At 41.7% G+C, this 18,039-nt stretch carries 13 protein-coding genes and 2 riboswitches; of the genes, 6 read left to right on the forward strand and 7 right to left on the reverse strand.

Annotation, left to right across the window (positions count from 1 at the left end; all coding sequences use genetic code 11):
• The first annotated feature begins 67 nt into the window (after positions 1-67).
• A complete protein-coding gene (locus tag JF53_RS10995) occupies positions 68-1,228 on the forward strand; it encodes an MFS transporter (protein ID WP_047979560.1) in 1,161 nt (386 codons plus the stop codon).
• Positions 1,229-1,289: 61 nt separating this feature from the next.
• Here JF53_RS10995 and JF53_RS11000 read toward each other — a convergent pair whose 3' ends face one another.
• The 7 genes from JF53_RS11000 to JF53_RS11030 form a co-directional block, all read right to left on the reverse strand.
• The gene (locus tag JF53_RS11000; protein WP_047979559.1) at positions 1,290-2,594 is read right to left on the reverse strand and encodes an NCS2 family permease; all 1,305 of its coding nucleotides are present in this window, start codon (positions 2,592-2,594) and stop codon (positions 1,290-1,292) included.
• Between the two features lie 309 nt (positions 2,595-2,903).
• Positions 2,904-3,004: riboswitch (purine riboswitch) on the reverse strand.
• 88 nt (positions 3,005-3,092) lie between these two features.
• Positions 3,093-4,631 carry a glutamine-hydrolyzing GMP synthase gene (gene guaA, locus JF53_RS11005; protein WP_047979558.1) on the reverse strand — a complete coding sequence of 513 codons (1,539 nt, stop codon included), beginning with the start codon at positions 4,629-4,631 and terminating at the stop codon, positions 3,093-3,095.
• A 104-nt stretch (positions 4,632-4,735) separates the two neighbouring features.
• A riboswitch (purine riboswitch) is annotated at positions 4,736-4,837 on the reverse strand.
• 40 nt (positions 4,838-4,877) lie between these two features.
• Positions 4,878-7,067 (reverse strand): DUF4129 domain-containing transglutaminase family protein, encoded by a 2,190-nt coding sequence (locus tag JF53_RS11010; protein WP_053071814.1) that lies wholly within the window; start codon positions 7,065-7,067, stop codon positions 4,878-4,880.
• The gene (locus JF53_RS11015) at positions 7,064-8,332 is read right to left on the reverse strand and encodes a DUF58 domain-containing protein (RefSeq protein WP_047979557.1); all 1,269 of its coding nucleotides are present in this window, start codon (positions 8,330-8,332) and stop codon (positions 7,064-7,066) included. Before JF53_RS11015 ends, JF53_RS11010 begins: the two co-directional genes overlap by 4 nt.
• On the reverse strand, positions 8,332-9,291 hold the full coding sequence (locus JF53_RS11020) for an AAA family ATPase (protein ID WP_047979556.1): 960 nt from the start codon (positions 9,289-9,291) through the stop codon (positions 8,332-8,334). The genes JF53_RS11015 and JF53_RS11020 overlap by 1 nt, the downstream gene beginning before the upstream one ends.
• A 247-nt stretch (positions 9,292-9,538) precedes the next feature.
• Positions 9,539-9,877: a hypothetical protein gene (locus JF53_RS11025; RefSeq protein ID WP_047979555.1), complete on the reverse strand. Its 339-nt coding sequence runs from the start codon at positions 9,875-9,877 to the stop codon at positions 9,539-9,541.
• A 195-nt stretch (positions 9,878-10,072) separates the two neighbouring features.
• Positions 10,073-11,590, reverse strand: a complete 1,518-nt coding sequence (locus tag JF53_RS11030) for an amidase (protein ID WP_047979554.1) — start codon at positions 11,588-11,590, stop codon at positions 10,073-10,075.
• A 298-nt stretch (positions 11,591-11,888) separates the two neighbouring features.
• Here JF53_RS11030 and JF53_RS11035 point away from each other — a divergent pair, with 298 nt between their 5' ends.
• The 5 genes from JF53_RS11035 to opp4C all read left to right on the forward strand — a co-directional run bounded on the left by JF53_RS11035 (position 11,889) and on the right by opp4C (position 17,871).
• Positions 11,889-12,893 carry an ABC transporter ATP-binding protein gene (locus tag JF53_RS11035; protein WP_047979553.1) on the forward strand — a complete coding sequence of 335 codons (1,005 nt, stop codon included), beginning with the start codon at positions 11,889-11,891 and terminating at the stop codon, positions 12,891-12,893.
• Positions 12,874-13,884 (forward strand): ABC transporter ATP-binding protein, encoded by a 1,011-nt coding sequence (locus tag JF53_RS11040; RefSeq protein WP_047979552.1) that lies wholly within the window; start codon positions 12,874-12,876, stop codon positions 13,882-13,884. Before JF53_RS11035 ends, JF53_RS11040 begins: the two co-directional genes overlap by 20 nt.
• 48 nt (positions 13,885-13,932) lie before the next feature.
• Positions 13,933-15,732, forward strand: coding sequence for a peptide-binding protein (locus JF53_RS11045; RefSeq protein WP_047979551.1), 1,800 nt, complete (start codon positions 13,933-13,935; stop codon positions 15,730-15,732).
• Between the two features lie 282 nt (positions 15,733-16,014).
• The gene (locus JF53_RS11050) at positions 16,015-16,980 is read left to right on the forward strand and encodes an ABC transporter permease (RefSeq protein ID WP_047979550.1); all 966 of its coding nucleotides are present in this window, start codon (positions 16,015-16,017) and stop codon (positions 16,978-16,980) included.
• Between the two features lie 12 nt (positions 16,981-16,992).
• Complete coding sequence (gene opp4C, locus JF53_RS11055) at positions 16,993-17,871, forward strand: oligopeptide ABC transporter permease (protein WP_047979549.1); 879 nt, start codon at positions 16,993-16,995, stop codon at positions 17,869-17,871.
• Positions 17,872-18,039 lie beyond the last annotated feature (168 nt).

An 18,039-nucleotide genomic window follows, 5' to 3' on the forward strand; every position in this document is an offset into this window, starting at 1 on the left:
CTATTTCCCCATACTTCAGAAAGTAGTATAATTACCCTTTGACAGCATCGTTAAAGGAGCGGACATATTGGCAAATAAAGAATCATTACTACCATTAAAAATGCTATTGTTTAGTTTCCATTCTACCAATACCATTATATTAAGCTTTCTCCCTTTATATCTAGCATATAAAGGATTAAATGGAACGGAAATAGGCTGGGTACTAGCAATTGGTCCTTTAGCTTCTATTTTTGCCCAACCGTTTTGGGGATATTTAAGTGACCGATTTAAAACCGTGAAACGAATACTCATTATCTGTGTTTGTGGGCTACTTATTTTTAGCACGCTATTCTTTCAAATGAATAGCTTGATTAGTATTATGTGTATGGGTGCTGTCTTCTATTTCTTCGTGACACCAATTGGTCCATTGGGAGATAGCCTGGCACAGCGCAGATCAGAAGCGCTCGGAATATCGTTTGGTACAATTCGGATGTGGGGATCTATTGGATTTGCCATTTCCTCCCTCGTTATCGGTGAAGTCCTATCCCGATATGGGGTGCAGCATATGATTTGGCCATATCTTTCCTTTGGATTCCTTGCCTTACTCGTAGTCTTTCGATTAAAGGATGTCAAAGCAGAATCCGATCCAGTAAAAATTAAAGATATTGGTATTCTAGTAAAAAATAAAGCGTTTATTCTATTCTTAGTTTCCGTTGTATTTCTCTCGATTGCTCATCGGACAAGTGATAGTTTTATCGGGCTATATATTACAGAACTGGGCGGGAGTGAAGGGCTTGTCGGACTAGCTTGGTTCGTCGGCGTTGCTAGTGAGGCTGTAGTATTTGCCCTGGCAGGTCTATGGTTTAGAAAACTCCATCCACTAGTGTTTATCATGATTGCTGGAGCCATTTATAGCATACGTTGGTTTATATACGGAGCGATTGATGACCCAATTTATATTATTGCACTTCAATTTTTACATGGTATTACCTTTGGAATCTTTTATTTGTCCGCATTTAATTATGTATCACGTTTAATCCCGAAGCTGCTACAATCAACAGGACATTTGGTGTTCTTTGCTACGTTCTTCGGACTTAGCGGAATCATTGGTTCTTTAATGGGAGGAGCCATTATGAATAACTTTAATGGTGGTACACTATACACGGTACTCGGTGTATTTTCATGTATCGGTACAGTGTCGATATTCTTTTATCATTTGATGTTTTCTAGAAGTAGAGCAGTAGAATAATTGATATAAAAAAAGAGCGAAATCATTGATTTTAAATGACTTCGCTCTTTCCTTTTAATTACTAGTTTAAGAAAATAAAATACAAAATAAAGATAACGAACAGTCCATACATGATTGGATGTACTTCTTTCGCACGACCTTTTAGAGCCATGGTAATCGGGTAGAAAATAAATCCGATACCTATACCAGTTGCAATACTGTATGCTAATGGCATGATGAGAATTGTAAAGAATGCCGGTACAGCAATTTCGAATTTATCCCAATCAATCTGTTTCAGTGATGTTGCCATCATGACACCAACAATAATTAATGCTGGTGCTGTTACTTCTGATGTAACTACCGCAAGTAGTGGTGAGAAGAATAGTGCTAGGATAAAGAATCCTGCAGTCACGACTGCTGTAAATCCAGAGCGTCCACCAACACCAACACCTGCTGTAGACTCTACATAGGAAGTAGTTGTAGATGTCCCTACTACTGCACCAACAACTGTTGCAGATGAATCCGCAAATAACGCTTTACCAGCACGTGGTAATTTATTATCCTTCATCAAACCTGCCTGAGTTGCAACAGCCACTAAAGTTCCCGCTGTATCGAAGAAATCAACAAACAAGAACGTTAATATAACAACTAGCATTTCCATTGTGAAGATATCACCGAAGTGTAAGAAAGCTTGTCCAAAAGTCGGAGCAACACTTGGAACACCACTTACAATACCATCAATACCCGATGGAATTGGTACTAATCCAAAGATCATCCCAACAATTACTGTTAAAATCATGCCATAAAAAATACCTGCACGAATACCAAGCGTTAATAAAACAACAGAAGCAATTAGTCCAAAGATAGATAGTAGTACGGTTGGTGCTGAAAGATCACCAAGTGCAAGTAATGTATCAGGGTTGTCAACAACGATTCCAGAACTTTGCAGACCAATAAAAGCAATGAATAAACCGATACCAGCTCCAACCGCTAGCTTTAAGTCCGCTGGAATAGAATTAATAATTTTTTCACGTAGCCCAGTTAATGTTAACACGATAAAAATAAGTCCAGATGCTAGAACACCAGATAAAGCTGTTTCCCAAGGAATACCGCCTCCGATAACAACGGTGAATGCGAAAAATGCATTTAGGCCCATACCAGGTGCAAGTGCCACCGGATATTTCGCAATAATCCCCATTAATAGCGTACCTACCGCAGAGGCAATCGCTGTTGCTGCAAACACGGCATCTTTATCCATTCCAGTTGCACTTAGTAAGTCAGGATTGACAAATAAAATATAAGCCATTGCTAAAAATGTTGTTAATCCTGCCATAAATTCGGTGCGATAATTCGTTCCTAGCTGTTCAAACTGAAAATACTTCTTCATTCCTTTTCCTCCTAGAAAATAAAAAATAAGTTCAACTTAGAAAAGCGCAAGGCGCCGCTCAGCGACGTACGGACTGGACTGAACCGCAGGAGATAAAGGAAACACGACGACTGCAAGGAGTCGATGTTGACTTATCGTACGGAGGTGAAGGAAGTCAGTTAGTCGTTGGCGCCTGGAGCTAGACATCCTTGATATCTTTTCCACTAAAAAAGCATGCTCTAATCCAAATAGGAAGGATTAGGCATGCTACCAGTAACTACGTAAGAAAAGCAACGAAACAATAGATCTCCAAAACAGGAAAACTATCCGTTAACAATCACTCATCAGCGTAGTCAGACCATTTACGGTAGTCTGGTAGAGACTTTGGGCCATATCCCCGAAATTATACGCAAAGCTGTATTATTTTTTGTTTGTTTATGATGTTATATTACTATTTTACTAGAATCATGTCAATAAATCCCGAACAATTTTTGCAATAAATTAATTAATGTTCGTATTTTATTCCCACTCAATCGTAGCAGGCGGCTTACTCGTAATGTCATACACAACGCGATTAATATGCTGCACATCATTCACGATCCGGGTTGAAACCTTCTCCAGCACGTCAAACGGAATCCTTGCCCAGTCAGATGTCATGCCATCTATCGAGGTAACCGCACGAATACCGATCGTATAATCATACGTACGCGCATCTCCCATTACCCCTACACTGCGGATGTTTGGAAGTACGGTGAAGTATTGCCAAATATCACGTTCTAAGCCAGCAGCAGCAATCTCTTCACGCAAAATCGCATCTGATTCACGTACGATTTCTAATTTTTCTTCGGTTACTTCACCTAATACACGAATAGCTAGTCCTGGTCCTGGGAAAGGCTGACGCCAAACGATTCGATCAGGAAGACCTAATTGTGTTCCAAGCTCACGAACCTCGTCCTTAAATAACGTATTTAGTGGCTCGATTAATTCAAATTGCATGTCCTCTGGAAGTCCACCTACATTATGATGAGATTTAATCGTTTGTGCTGTTTCTGTCCCACTCTCAATGATATCCGTGTACAGCGTACCTTGCGCAAGAAAATCAATATCCTTTAGCTTAGCCGCTTCATCATCAAATACATAAATAAACTCATTTCCGATGATTTTACGTTTTTTCTCTGGATCATCGACACCCTTTAGCTTCGTTAAAAAGCGTTCAGCAGCATCTACTTTAATAATATTCATATTAAAGTCATCTGCAAATACCTTCATCACATCATCTGCTTCATTTTTACGAAGTAGACCATGATCCACAAAAATACATGTAAGCTGATCGCCAATTGCCTTATGGATTAATGCCGCCACAACGGAAGAATCAACCCCACCACTTAACGCACAAAGCACGTTACGATCGCCGACTTTTTCCCGGATAGCCGCTACTTCCATATCGATAAAGTTTTCAATCGTCCAATCACCAGTAGCATTACACGCATCAAAGACAAAATTACGAAGCAATTGATTCCCGTATTCTGAGTGGCGGACCTCAGGGTGGAACTGCACACCATACATCTTGCTTTCTTTGTTACTAAATGCCGCGATTGGTGTTGAAACACTCGTCGCATCCACGGTAAATGTTGCTGGAGCTTCTACCACTTTATCCCCATGACTCATCCAAACCGTTTGTTGACCTGGTGTTTCCGTAAATAATAATGAATCACCCTGCAACGCAATCGTAGCTTTTCCATATTCCCGATTCTTAGACTTATCCACTTTGCCACCGAAATGAAGCGCCATTAACTGCATCCCATAGCAAATCCCCAAAACAGGTATTCCTAATTCAAAAATACGCTCATCGGGACGGAAGCTATTCTCATCATAAACACTATGTGGTCCACCAGATAAGATAATTCCTTTTGGATTCATTGCTTTTATTTCTTCAACCGTAAGCTTATGAGAATGAAGTTCACTGTAAACACCAAATTCGCGGATTCTTCTTGTAATCAGTTGATTATATTGACTGCCAAAATCTAATACTAGAATCATTTCCTTATCCATACCCATTCTCCCAACTATTATTAAATAAAAAAAATCTGAATTTCTCCTTATTCTAAGCATGCAGATTACACTACACAACTAGAAAAAGGCAGAAATCCAGATTCCAAAAAATCTAGATATTCCGCCTTCATAGTCAGAGCATTTACGGTGCCCCGGTAGAGACTTTCGATCCATATTATCGAGGATATACGAAAGGCGATTACTATTTAAGTTTAAAAGTTAAACCTATTTTACTAGCCTTCGCTACCTAGGTCAACCCAATATACGGTTGATTAAATTTTTCCATAAATTAGACATTTCCTGTTCAGCAACAAGGTTTCCACCATTTTGATAGATTAACCGTTCATAGTTCGCTGTTAGGCGCCCCATTTCATCACTGCCATACCAACTATCAATCCGTTTCGCAAATTCTCGTAACGTCTGATCTGGCTTCTTGCTAAATCCTTTGTGCTTCAATAGCTTCAGAACATAGTGATAGGCTTGTTGATACGTAGCTGCATCCTGACGTTTCCGAATTTTTCTCTCGATAAAATAGACTTGAATCTGATACCTCTTCCAATAAGCAAGCACAAGAACTAGTAGGAGAATAACTGCCGCAATGACACCATGCACCCAGGTCAACTCTAACGTAAATGAATCTGTATCCTTTTTCTGACCACTCACTTCTACAGCTTCTTCCTCTGCTTGCTCTGGCTTTTCAGGTTGCTGCTGAACTTCTGGCGCTTCTAATGGGTCTTCCTCGTCATTACTAGTATCCACCGCAAAATCATTCGGTACATCAAAGCCCTGTGTCGGTTCAAATGGTACCCAACCTACTTGTGGAAAATATACTTCTACCCAAGAATGTGCATTCGCATTTGTTACCTGATAAACATCATAGCCACTGTCATCGATATTTTCCTGTGCCTTTTCCCCACTCGTAAAGCCCTTAACCCATCTAGCTGGTATATCCAGTGTACGAAGCATTACAACCATGGCTGAGGAAAAGTTATCACAATAGCCTACTTTTGTTTCAAATAAAAACTGATCCACATAATCTTGGTTAATTCCTGGTACTGCCACATCTGTCGTTTGGTACTCATATCCATTGGCACTAAAATAGCTTTCCACAGCACGAACCTTATCATATGGCGAGTCAAAGTTTATGGTAATCTCTTGTGCTAACTCAGTAATCCTGTCCGGTAATGATTGTGGAAGCTGTGTATATTGTGCTAAAAGTTCAGGATCCTCGATCGGTAGCTCCTCACGCATTGTATCTATGGGATAGGCTGGATAATCATATTCAATCCTGTAACCCTCTAAACTAGTTTCTTCTTGCAATAGCTCTGTTCGAATTTCTCCAGAGTTCTCATTTACTAATAAGCTCACATCCGGATTACCCAGTTCCACCTGACGGATACCGTACGGATAAATAAGCTTCGGAATTTGTGTATCACCTGAGAAAACTAATGAGACATCCAATTGCTCCGTTTCTAATGCTGGATCGAACGTCTCCAATGAAATTTCCTCTGCTGCTTGTTCACTATACGTGGCATTATCAGAGGTAATCCAGCCTTTTCCGGTATAGACATCCTTGGACTCAATCCGGAAATAACTTGGTTTCGTCATATAGGCTTGAAATACAGAGCTATAATCCTGGACGAATGACCCACCTAGCCGTGAATCATCTTCTCCGTAGCCAACCTTTTGGATACCAAATCCACCGACACCGCCAATTCCACCGGAGGCACTTTTCAGAAATGGAACTGGATCAGGCCATTGCGCTTCAAACTTTGGTGCAGTATATCCTACCATCGATGAAAATAGCACCATAGCAATCAACGGCAGAATCCAAATAGACCTTACTCGCATGCCATTGGATTGAATATTTTCCCGTTGCATCTCCTTTAATACATTTGCTAGACCTAACGCTAGAAAAGAAATAACAAACGTCCGAAAAATAGCCCAATTTGCTTGATAGACTGTGAAGGTATCTAGCAGTGTCACGAAAATAAAGGTCAAAATACTAAACACTAATACATGCTTCATTTGTACAAACCAATAGTATAGTAAATAGCTCATCAACCAAATGACGAGTAAAAACAACAGCGTCCGAAACATGTCTGTTAGGTTAAACCATTCTCTTGCAATTAATGCCTCAACATTAAACATCAAGTCCGAAAACACACTACCAAGGAAGCTTTTGTCCGGAAGTTTTGATGCAAAAATCCCATGTAAAACGACAATAATACCGAACCCTTTTACAGGAACCGTAATCCACCATTTTACCTGTAGCAGGGTAATAAAGCAACATAACAACGTATAAAGAATAAAGACACCAATATAAGCTGTATCGGTTACCTCTTCAATCGGATATAACCATTCAAAAAACAACAAAAGTCCAGCTATATACAAAATAGTTGTATAAATGAATGGGGTATTGGATTGTTTGAATCGTCTCACAATGTTTTCACCTCAATCGGGTCCTGGACTAATTCTTTCTCTGTCAACAGGCATACACTAATTCCTTCATTGCGTAATTGCTGGATAATTCGGTGCTCCTGCATGGAAACTCGTTTTTCCGCTTGAATAAACATAATCATAAGCTTCTTTTCACGTAGCCTCACATGCCCAAGTGTATCTTTCAGCTGCTCATCTAGATGCGTCGTTACTAAAATAACGTAAAAACTACTCGTGATTTTCAGCATTTCTTCTTTTAGTTTTTTCGAAAATGCATAATTGGAACTTGGTTGTACCTGTGTTAAATGCCTGCGTATCCATTCCATTTTCGTTGGGTCATGCTTTACCGGAAAAAATACAGTATCTGTCCCAATCGATAGGAACCCTACTTGAGAAGCCTGTCTGCGAATCGTGTCCATTAACGAGATACTCATCTCAACTGTAGCTTCATAGGCTAATAGATTCATTCCCTTGTAATAGCAATTATCTAAAACAATCAATGTATCGGTACTTTTTTCCTGTTCAAATTCCTTAGTCATCACATCGTTTTTCTTAGCCGTTTGCTTCCAATCAATCCAAGAAAACTTATCACCAGGCATGTATTCCCGAATTCCGGTCGCAACATTTGTATTCTTTAAATTCATTGCCAATGATGCAATAGATCCCTGTTCATAACTGTTCATTTTTTCCACCATTTGAACAGCTCTTTCTACTGGATAAACCATTAATTCACTTGTAACAGGATAGATATGCTCCTTTTTCACTAACCCGAATATATCACCAATTTTCACCCGGATAGCTGGAAGCACATGATTTCCTCGTGGGAGCTGATCTAACTCATAGACAATTTCCATATTCCGCTTGAACCACGGAAAAATTATCTTTTTAAAATGCCTACTTGTGAATAACTTGTTCGGATGCTCTAAATACTGATACTTCGCATGCCTTATATCGACACGATTTAAGCTCTTCGGTAAGACTTCCTCTACGATACAATAATGAATCGGAAAGGGTAGCGTTCTATTAATCTTAATGGTCACGGTTAAATGATCCCCTGTTGCCACCACATGGCGCTTCATCAATCGTTGAACCTTCCACCTCGATATCGGATACAACGATAATCCGATTAGATATAAAAAGATTGGTAGAAAGCTAAAAAACAAGAACCAGCTCGTAAATCCCCCTTGAAACATTGCATAAGCAAATAGTAATAGAAACAAAACCAGACTGAAGAGAAGATTACGTAAAAACAGAAACGACTGGTTCATCAACTAAATTCCTTTCGAATTGGTACAAATGTTTGTTTGACAATTTCCTCCACAATTTGTCTTGCTGTTTTACCATCATATTTTGCTTCAGAGGTTAGGATCATCCGATGGGTTAATACATATGGTGCTAAATATTTCACATCGTCCGGAAGCACATAATCACGCCCTGCGATATAAGCATACGCTTTTGCTGCCTTCATTAAAGCAATCGATCCACGTGGACTGACACCCAGAAAAACAGCATCATGATTCCGTGTTTCCCGTATGAGGTTAACGATGTATTGCTGCACATTTTTCTCCATATACACATTGCGAACTTCTTCTTGTATTAACACTAATTCCTCTTTTGTCATTACCGGTGAAATTGTTTCGATGGGGTGATCTTTTGATGTTCTCTCTAGTAGCTCCAACTCATCTTGCAAGGTTGGATAACCCATTGTTAACTTTAAAATAAAGCGATCAAGTTGAGCTTCTGGAAGTGGATACGTACCTTCGTATTCGATAGGATTTTGTGTAGCCATAACAAAGAAAGGTTTATGGAGTGGAATTGTTTTTCCATCTACCGTGACACTTTTTTCTTCCATACCTTCGAGTAGGGCAGATTGTGTCTTAGGGGAAGTACGATTTATTTCATCTGCTAGCACGATATTTCCTAAAATTGGTCCACCACGAAATTCAAATTCCATTTCTTTCGGGTTGTAGATCGATACGCCAGTTACATCTGAAGGCAGTAAATCAGGTGTAAATTGAATTCGTTTAAAATCACAATCCAGTGATTTAGCAAGTGTTCGTACAAGCATTGTTTTCCCAACACCCGGAACATCCTCTAACAATACGTGACCTTCCGCAAGCAAGGCCACTAAACTTAAAACAGCAACATCTTCTTTTCCAATCATTACTTTGTTAATGTTCGCCATTACTTTCTCGATTTTTTCGTTATATACCATAGTCTCCTGCATCCTCTAAACGCCCCTCTGCATAAATTACTAGTACCCTTTAACTATACTAAAAATCCACGCGTTAGTAAAAGGATACTTAATATATATTATTTTCAGAAAAACAGTTCCCTAAACCTCTTTTTGATGAAAAAAAGCCCATTCTGGAGAGAATTGGGCTTTTGTCTTGGGCGCTGGTTTGGCGCTGGTTTGGTGGACGGGCGATGTTTCTGGAGGTTCGGGCGATGTTCCGCTGGTTCGGGCGATACTTCTAGATTTCGGGCGATGTTCCGCTGGTTCGGGCGATACTTCTGGATTTCGGGCGATGTTCTGCTGGTTCGGGCGATACTTCTAGATTTCGAGCGATGTTCCGCTCGTTCGGGCGATACTTCTGGATTTCGAGCGATATTCTGCTGGTTCGGGCGATACTTCTGGATTTCGAGCGATATTCTGCTGGTTCGGGCGATACTTCTGGATTTCGAGCGATGTTCCTACTCCTTAGGTTAATGGCATCTGCTGATATTTCAGGATAATGGCTGATGTTTCCGGATTTCTGCTGATATCCTAAAATATCTGCTGATACTTCTGCTTTTTCTGCTGATATTCCCATATATCTGCTGATACCACCACGTTTTCTGCTGATGTTTCCATATATCTGCTGATACCACCGCTTTTTCTGCTGAAACGATCCTGCCCAGCCCTCCTACACTAGCCGACCTTGCCTACCCCACCAGCCAGCGAGGGTACCCGCACCCCCGAGTTCCCAGTACCATAGCACAAACCCCGCGTCAGCACTCAACCACACCTACCCTCTCACATCCACTGCCTCACTCAAAATTGGATTCCCCATCACATCTATCCACAGGCCTGATTGCTCTAGTTGATAGGCGAGCTGTAACAGACGATGCTCTTCCCCTTTAGATGCCATTACCTGCACGCCAAGTGGTAAGCCTTCTGCGGACTGATAAACCGGAAGTGAAACAGCTGGTTGTCCGGTTAAATTAGCCAGCTGGGTAAATGGTGTATAGGTTAAGCTCGGTAGGAACATGTCATAAATTAACGCTTGTTGGCCGCTCTTATCTAATCGGGCAACCCGTTCACGAAGCTCTGCTTGCGCGTCGGCAGAATGCGTTAGCTCCCCGACTTTTGGTGCTGTATACGCAGTAGCTGGTGTGATGTAAAAATCATATTCCCGATGGAGTTCGGCCATTTGTGCTGCGGCTGTATCCCAAGCAGCTAGGCTTGCCGTAAACTCAGCTGCACTGACTGATTTTCCAGCAACATTCATTAACCACGTTTCAATTTCCATATCATCCGCGGTCAACTCCCGCCCCTGTAATGCCTCTAATTCAACCACCATGGCTGAAATTTCGCCACAGTTCATCAAGTAGTAATTACGCATTAATTGAATGCCATCCACGCCATTTTCTTTTTCCTCCACATGATGACCTTGTGCTTCCAACCACGTGACAACTTGTTTAACAGCTGACTCTGCATCGTTTGATACAGGCGTTCCGACCGGAGATTTCGTTGAAAACGCAATTCGTAACTTTTGATTAAACGGTTGTGCCATCTGCTTCTGGAAGCTTCCAGGGAATAGCGGGGTCTGAAACGCCGCTTCTGGTTGAACTACCTGCACCATATCGAGTAATGCCGCACTATCTCGAACTGTCCGTGATAAGGCAAAATCAATCGATGCGCCTTGCCATTGTCGTCCTACACCTGGTCCAACAGGGGTGCGACCTCGTGTTGGTTTCAAGCCGAACAAGCCAGAAAATGACGCTGGAATACGGATTGATCCACCACCGTCACTAGCTCCTGCCATTGGTACAATACCAGCCGCAATCGCAGCAGCCGTACCGCCACTTGATCCACCTGGAGAGTGTTCTACATTCCACGGATTTCTCGAAGGGCCATATAGAACGGGTTCTGATATATTTTTCAATCCGAATTCAGGTGTATTCGTATGACCCAAAAAGATAAAACCTGCTTGTTGAAGCTTGTCCACATAGTTCGAATTTTGCTTAGCAAAGCTAGACCGAAGTAGCCTAGAGCCTGACGTTAACGGCTCCCCTTTTAATCGTTGGGAGATGTTTTTCAGTAAAAATGGCACCCCACTAAAACCACTAGAATCTACTGTGATGCTTTCTGCTTCCTGTAATGCTTTTTCTTTCCGCTCGTGAACAACGGCGTTTAAAGCTGGATTAACCTTTTCTAATTGCCGGAAGCTTAAAGACACTAGCTCCCTTGGTGTTACTTCTCTATTTCGAATTAATGCTGCCATGTCAGTAGCATCTAATGTTAAATAGGTTCTTAGATCCATAAATCACACCTCGAATTTTCTTCTTTTCTACAGTGTATCACCTGTCGTTCAATATTTGAATTTGCATGGTCATACTTTCCTATTCGTCTTACTAAGAAAAATTGTATACACGCTCTTTCGTACTACATTTAACCAAAAAAATCTAATAAACAAGCCACTTTTACTATTACGATGAATAATAGTAAACGACCTGTCATAGTATGTTACGAATACCAGAAACCTTCGCCAACTAGAGAGAAGAAAAAAGCAGAGAGTATATTACCGTAACACGTACTAACTAATGATTGGGGTGTCTTTCATGAGGCCAAATCCGCTTCTAGCTGTTAATCAATTAAAAACGTATTTTTACTTGGACCAGAAAAAAATTGCAAAAGCTGTTGATGGTGTTTCTTTTACTGTCCAACCTGGAGAAACAGTAGCAATAGTTGGAGAATCTGGTAGTGGAAAAAGTATTACTGCACTATCCATCATGAAACTAATCGAGAAGCCTGGCGAAATAGTGGAAGGAACCATCACGTTAAACCAGCAAGACCTTACGAATCTATCAGCAAAACAAATGACAAAACTACGTGGAAATGAAATCGCAATGGTGTTCCAGGAACCAATGACCGCCTTAAATCCCGTATTCACCATCGGAAACCAATTAACAGAAACGCTCCGGAAGCATCGAAGCATGACGAAACAAGAAGCCCAACTAGAGGCTATCAATCTATTAAAAACCGTTGGAATATCTCGAGCAGACGAAATAATTCACGAGTACCCACATCAACTCTCTGGCGGAATGCGTCAACGCGTTATGATTGCCATGGCTATTTCCTGCCACCCAAAGCTCCTAATCGCAGATGAACCAACAACAGCCTTAGATGTCACTATACAAGCCCAAATTCTAGATTTAATGGTAGAAATGAAGGAAGAACTGGATATGGCATTGCTACTCATTACCCATGACCTTGGCATCGTATCCGAATACGCAGATCGTGTGTTAGTCATGTATGGTGGACAAATTGTGGAAGAGGCCCCAACTAGAGAATTATTGCGTACCACGAAACATCCCTATACGAAGGGATTACTAGAAAGCCTGCCTAACCTAAAAGAAGATGTTGACCGTCTAGGAACGATCAAGGGAACCGTTCCTCCGGCATACGACCTTCCTACTGGCTGTCGATTTTATACTCGTTGTCCATTTGCCATGGAAAAATGCAAGCACTCCAATCCAGATTTAATTGAAATAACAAACAACCATGTCGTACGCTGCTATCTTTACGAAAAGGAGGAAATGCAGAGTGTCGAGTCCAACACCTAATCTTCCATTCAAAGACGAGAAGCTCCTAGACGTTCTTCATATAAAAAAATATTTTCCAATCAAAGGAGGGATTTTCAAGCGAACAGTTGGTCATTTAAAAGCAGTTGATGATGTTTCGTTCTCCGTTTATAAGGGAGAGACCGTTGGAATTGTTGGAGAATCCGGTTCTGGAAAATCAACACTAGGTCGCGTTATTTTACGACTACTGGATCCAACTGATGGTGAAATTCACTTTGAAGGTAAAGACATTTCAGGACTTACGGCACGAAAGGTGAGACCATTCAGACGCGATATGCAAATGGTGTTCCAAGACCCATTTGGATCGCTCAATTCGAAGATGAGTGTTGCAGAGCTCATTGAGGAACCATTACTCGTGCAAACTTCCCTATCAAAAGCCGAACGAAAAGAAAAGGCGATTGCAATGATGGAAAAAGTTGGCTTGCGAGCGGAGGATCGGCTTAAATATCCGCATGAGTTCTCAGGGGGTCAGCGCCAACGGATCAGTATTGCACGAGCACTTATTATCAATCCAAAGCTAGTAATTTGCGATGAACCTGTTTCCGCATTAGATGTCTCCATTCAAGCACAGGTATTGAATTTAATGAAGGATTTACAGGATGAGCTATCGTTAACCTACCTTTTCATCGCACATGATCTTAGTGTTGTGAAGCATATAAGTGACCGGATTGCCGTCATGTACCTAGGGAGAATTGTGGAAATTGCACCGAAACAAGCTCTTTACAATAATGCATTACACCCGTATACACAGGGACTGTTAGCGTCCATTCCGGAAGTAGATTTGGACGGTACTAACCAGAAAAGAGAAAAGATACGTATTGAAGGGGACTTACCAAGCGCTGTTCATCCACCATCAGGCTGTCCATTTCGCACCCGGTGTCCAAAAGCCCATGAACGCTGCGCAGTGGATCGACCTGATTTAACAAAGGTTGGGGAGGATGAGCATTTTGTCGCCTGTCACCTTTATACGTAATAAAAATCCATACAAGTCATTCATATTATTTAAAAAGGGGGAAACAAATTGTTTAAAAACAAGTTTGGTTTACTGGCAATTGTTTTTCTAGTCATGCTTGGAATTATCCTTGCCGCTTGTGGAGATGATGCCGAGGAAGGGACACAGGATCCCGCACAAGAAGAAAGTGAAGGCGGTACAGAAGGCGAAGCGGAAAATGCAGAACCAGTTGCTGGCGGGACGATAACCGGTGCCATGTATTCCGCACCTGCGGGTATGTTCAACCCTATCTTTTATGAGGAATCCTACGAGGCAAATATTCTATCGTTTACGCATGAAAGCTTAGTTAGCCAAAATGAAAGCCTTGAATTTATTCCAGGTCTTGCAACCGACTGGGAAACAAACGAAGACCAGACAGAATTAACCTTGTACCTAGAGGAAGGCGTAAAATGGCACGACGGAGAAGACTTCACTGCTGATGACGTCGTGTTCACGTATAAGGCCATGTCTGATCCAGATTATGTAACAGCAGGCGGAATTCGTACTGCATATGTCACACCGCTTCTCGGCTATGAACAATATGTAGCTGGGGAAACCGATGAATTCCAAGGTGTCGTAGCCGTCGATGATTACACCGTAACCTTCAAATTTGCGGAACCAAATATTAATCCGTTGTATTATGCGAGCTTCCCGATTATTCCAGAGCATGTATTTGCCGATATTCCAGTAGCTGAAATGCCAGAGGCTTCTGAATCACGGGATGCGGGCGCTGTCATAGGAACTGGTCCATTTAAATTTACTGAAATGGTCGAACGCGAGCAATATGTACTGGAGCGTAATGAAGATTACTGGCAAGGCGCACCTTACCTTGAAAGTATCGTTTGGCGTGTCGTTGCACAATCTGTCATGACTGGACTACTGGAATCTGGTGAAGTTGACTTCATCGCTGATCCAAACGGTATTCCACCAGCAGATTATGAAACCGTGCAGGCTTTAGGAAATATTGAAATCATCGAGCAGCCTGATTTCGGTTATCAAATACTTGGATTCAAGGTTAATCACCGAACAGCTGAAGATGTGGAAAGTGGCGCAATCACTCCTGAAAATTGGGTACCAAATGAAAAAATTGCTGATCCAAGGATTCGTCAAGCAATGGCCTATGCAATCAATCGAGAAGGCTTAATTGAAGGATTATTATATGGACGCGGTGCGATATTAAACTCACCAATCGCCAAGCAGTTCTGGGCATATGACGAAAGTGAAACGACGAACTACACGTATGATCCAGATATGGCAGCTTCCATCCTAGACGAATTAGGCTATGTAGATACAAATGACGACGGCTTCCGTGAAGACCCGGATGGCAATGAATGGGTCATCAATTTCGATTACCCTACCGGAAACGAACTACGTGAAAAATCAGCACCACTAATTGAGCAAATGCTAGAGGAAGTTGGGATTAACGTAAATCTTCGTCAACCAAAGGAAATGTCTGCTTATGTGGAGGATTTAACGAATGATAACAGTGATTGGGATCTTTACTTATTAGGCTGGAGCTTAGGTAGTGCAGACCCAGATCCAACTGGATTATGGGGCACTACAGCTGCTTATAACTTCTCTCGCTGGAACAATCCAGATTCCGAAGCACTTATGCAACAGGCTTTACAAGCACCAGAAGCCTTTGACCAAGAATATCGAACAGAAGTCTATAAAGAATGGCAAAAGCTATTCTCAGAGGACTTACCAGCGTTACTCTTATATGCACAAAACAGCTTATGGGCTTATAACGAACGATTACAAGGTGTAGAAGCCCTTCCGTTTACCATGTACAATGATCCACATTTATGGTGGGTAACAGACGCTGAATAGTTGAATAGGAGATTTGTAAAAAAACAATGAGGGGCTGGGACAAAAGTGTTAATGGTTAGATAAAATCCGAACGTTGGTGCACGATACCCGCTCCGGGAATATACTTCGCTTTCCGCGGGGGCTGCTGAGCCTCCTCGCGCTGACGCACTGCGGGGTCTCACCTAAGCCCTTCCTCCCGCAGGAGTCTACGTATATTCCCTACGCTGAATTAGTGCATTATTCGTCCTTTTATCTTCTCATTTTACTTATGTCCCAGCCTCCTCCTTCATAGGGGGGATTTATTTGTACAAATATATTATAAGAAGAATACTTGTTTTTATCCCGATGCTCATTGTGCTTTCTATTATTGTATTTGGACTTGCAAAGGCAGCACCAGGCGATCCCTTTACTGGAAGAATATTAGACCCTGACATTAATCCTGAAGTCTTTGAGCAACAACGCGAAGCACTCGGACTCAATGACCCTATACCTATTCAATATGTTAATTGGGCGAAGCGAATTGTCCAAGGTGATTTTGGTGAATCCATGTACTACAAGGGCCGATCGGTTGCCAGCCTTATTTTAGAACGACTTCCAAACACATTGTATTTAGGATTGTTTGCTCTAGCGATTACTTTGATTGTTGCGATTCCAATTGGTATTTACTCAGCACGGAATCCCTATTCAGTTTTAGATTATAGCGCAACAACCTTTGGCTTCTTTGGACTTGCAGTGCCCAATTTCTTCTTCGGTCTGATTGCCATCTACTTTTTCGCAATTAAACTGGGATGGTTCCCATCACAAGGAACGATAACCGGTGCTAGCGTTTCTGGGATGCAGGAGGTTTTTGACCGAATCCATCATATGGTCTTACCCGGAATTACATTAGGGCTTGCTAGTACCGCATCTTATATGCGCTATATGCGCTCCGAAGTGCTTGATGTCCTTGGTAGTGATTATATCCGAACGGCAAAGGCAAAAGGAATGTCAGCACGAAATGTCTTATACAAGCATACCTTGCGAAACGCTATCATTCCCATCATTACCTTAATGGGCTTTGAATTCGGTGCTTTATTAAGCGGAGCCATAATTACCGAGCAGGTTTTCAGTTATCCCGGCCTTGGGACGCTCTTCATCAACTCGATTACCAATCGCGACTATCCTGTCATCATGTCCATCACCTTATTATTAGGGGTAACGATTCTAATTGGAAACTTATTAGCTGATATTTTTTACAGTATCGTCGATCCGAGAATTCGCTATGATTGAGGTGAATGAAAAATGAAATCTAAAAAAAATAGCAGCTATCAAAGTCCTATGCAGTTGGCAATCAGGCGTTTTTTGAAAAACAAGCTAGCAATTGCTGGAATTGTGGTACTAGCATTGATTACATTAGGTGCTATCTTTGCTCCGTTACTCACCAGTCATGATCCTACTTACGGCGATTTATTAAAAATTGAAAAGCCACCTTCTGAGGAGCATATTCTTGGTACAGATGGTTCTGGTCGTGATAATTTTGCACGCTTATTATACGGGGCTAGAATATCACTCGTTGTCGGCTTTAGCGCCATGCTGTTCACGTTAATTATTGGTGTTATCACAGGTGCTGTCGCTGGGTATTACGGTGGAAAAATTGATAACATTATCATGCGACTTGCTGATTTAGTGTTAGCCATTCCGTTCATTGTATTGGCGTTAACCATTATCGCTTTGTTAGAACAAGTGACGATTTCCCTTTTTGTCACCGTTATCGCGCTCACCACATGGCCAACATTAACAAGAATCGTCCGCGGGACTTTTCTATCATTACGTGAACAAGAATTCGTTCTCGGCGCTCGCGCGATTGGTGCAAGTGACACTCGTATTATTTTCAAACACTTTATTCCAAATGCCATCGGTCCCATCATCGTCAATGCTACATTAATGATGGCAACGATGATTATCGTCGAGTCCGGTCTTAGCTTTATCGGAATGGGTATTCCCCAGCCAACACCAACCTGGGGCAATATGATATCAGAAGCACAAAACATCCGGATACTCCGTGATCACCCAGAAGCCTGGATTCCACCTGGATTAGGAATTTTGTTAACGGTATTGGCCATTAACTTTATTGGTGACGGGCTGCGGGATGCATTTGATCCGAAGAGTAATCGGCGGTAGGTGGGATGCGATCTGGTGCTGATTGTGTGCTGATATTTAAGCATATCTGCTGATGTTGCCAGATTCCTGCTGATGTTTGAGTATATCTGCTGATGTTGCCGGATTCCTGCTGATGGTTGAGCATATCTGCTGATGTTGCCAGAATACCTGCTGATACTATGCCACTTT

The sequence above is a fragment of the Ornithinibacillus contaminans genome (assembly GCF_001038425.2).
In the GTDB taxonomy this organism is placed as follows: domain Bacteria; phylum Bacillota; class Bacilli; order Bacillales; family Amphibacillaceae; genus Ornithinibacillus; species Ornithinibacillus contaminans.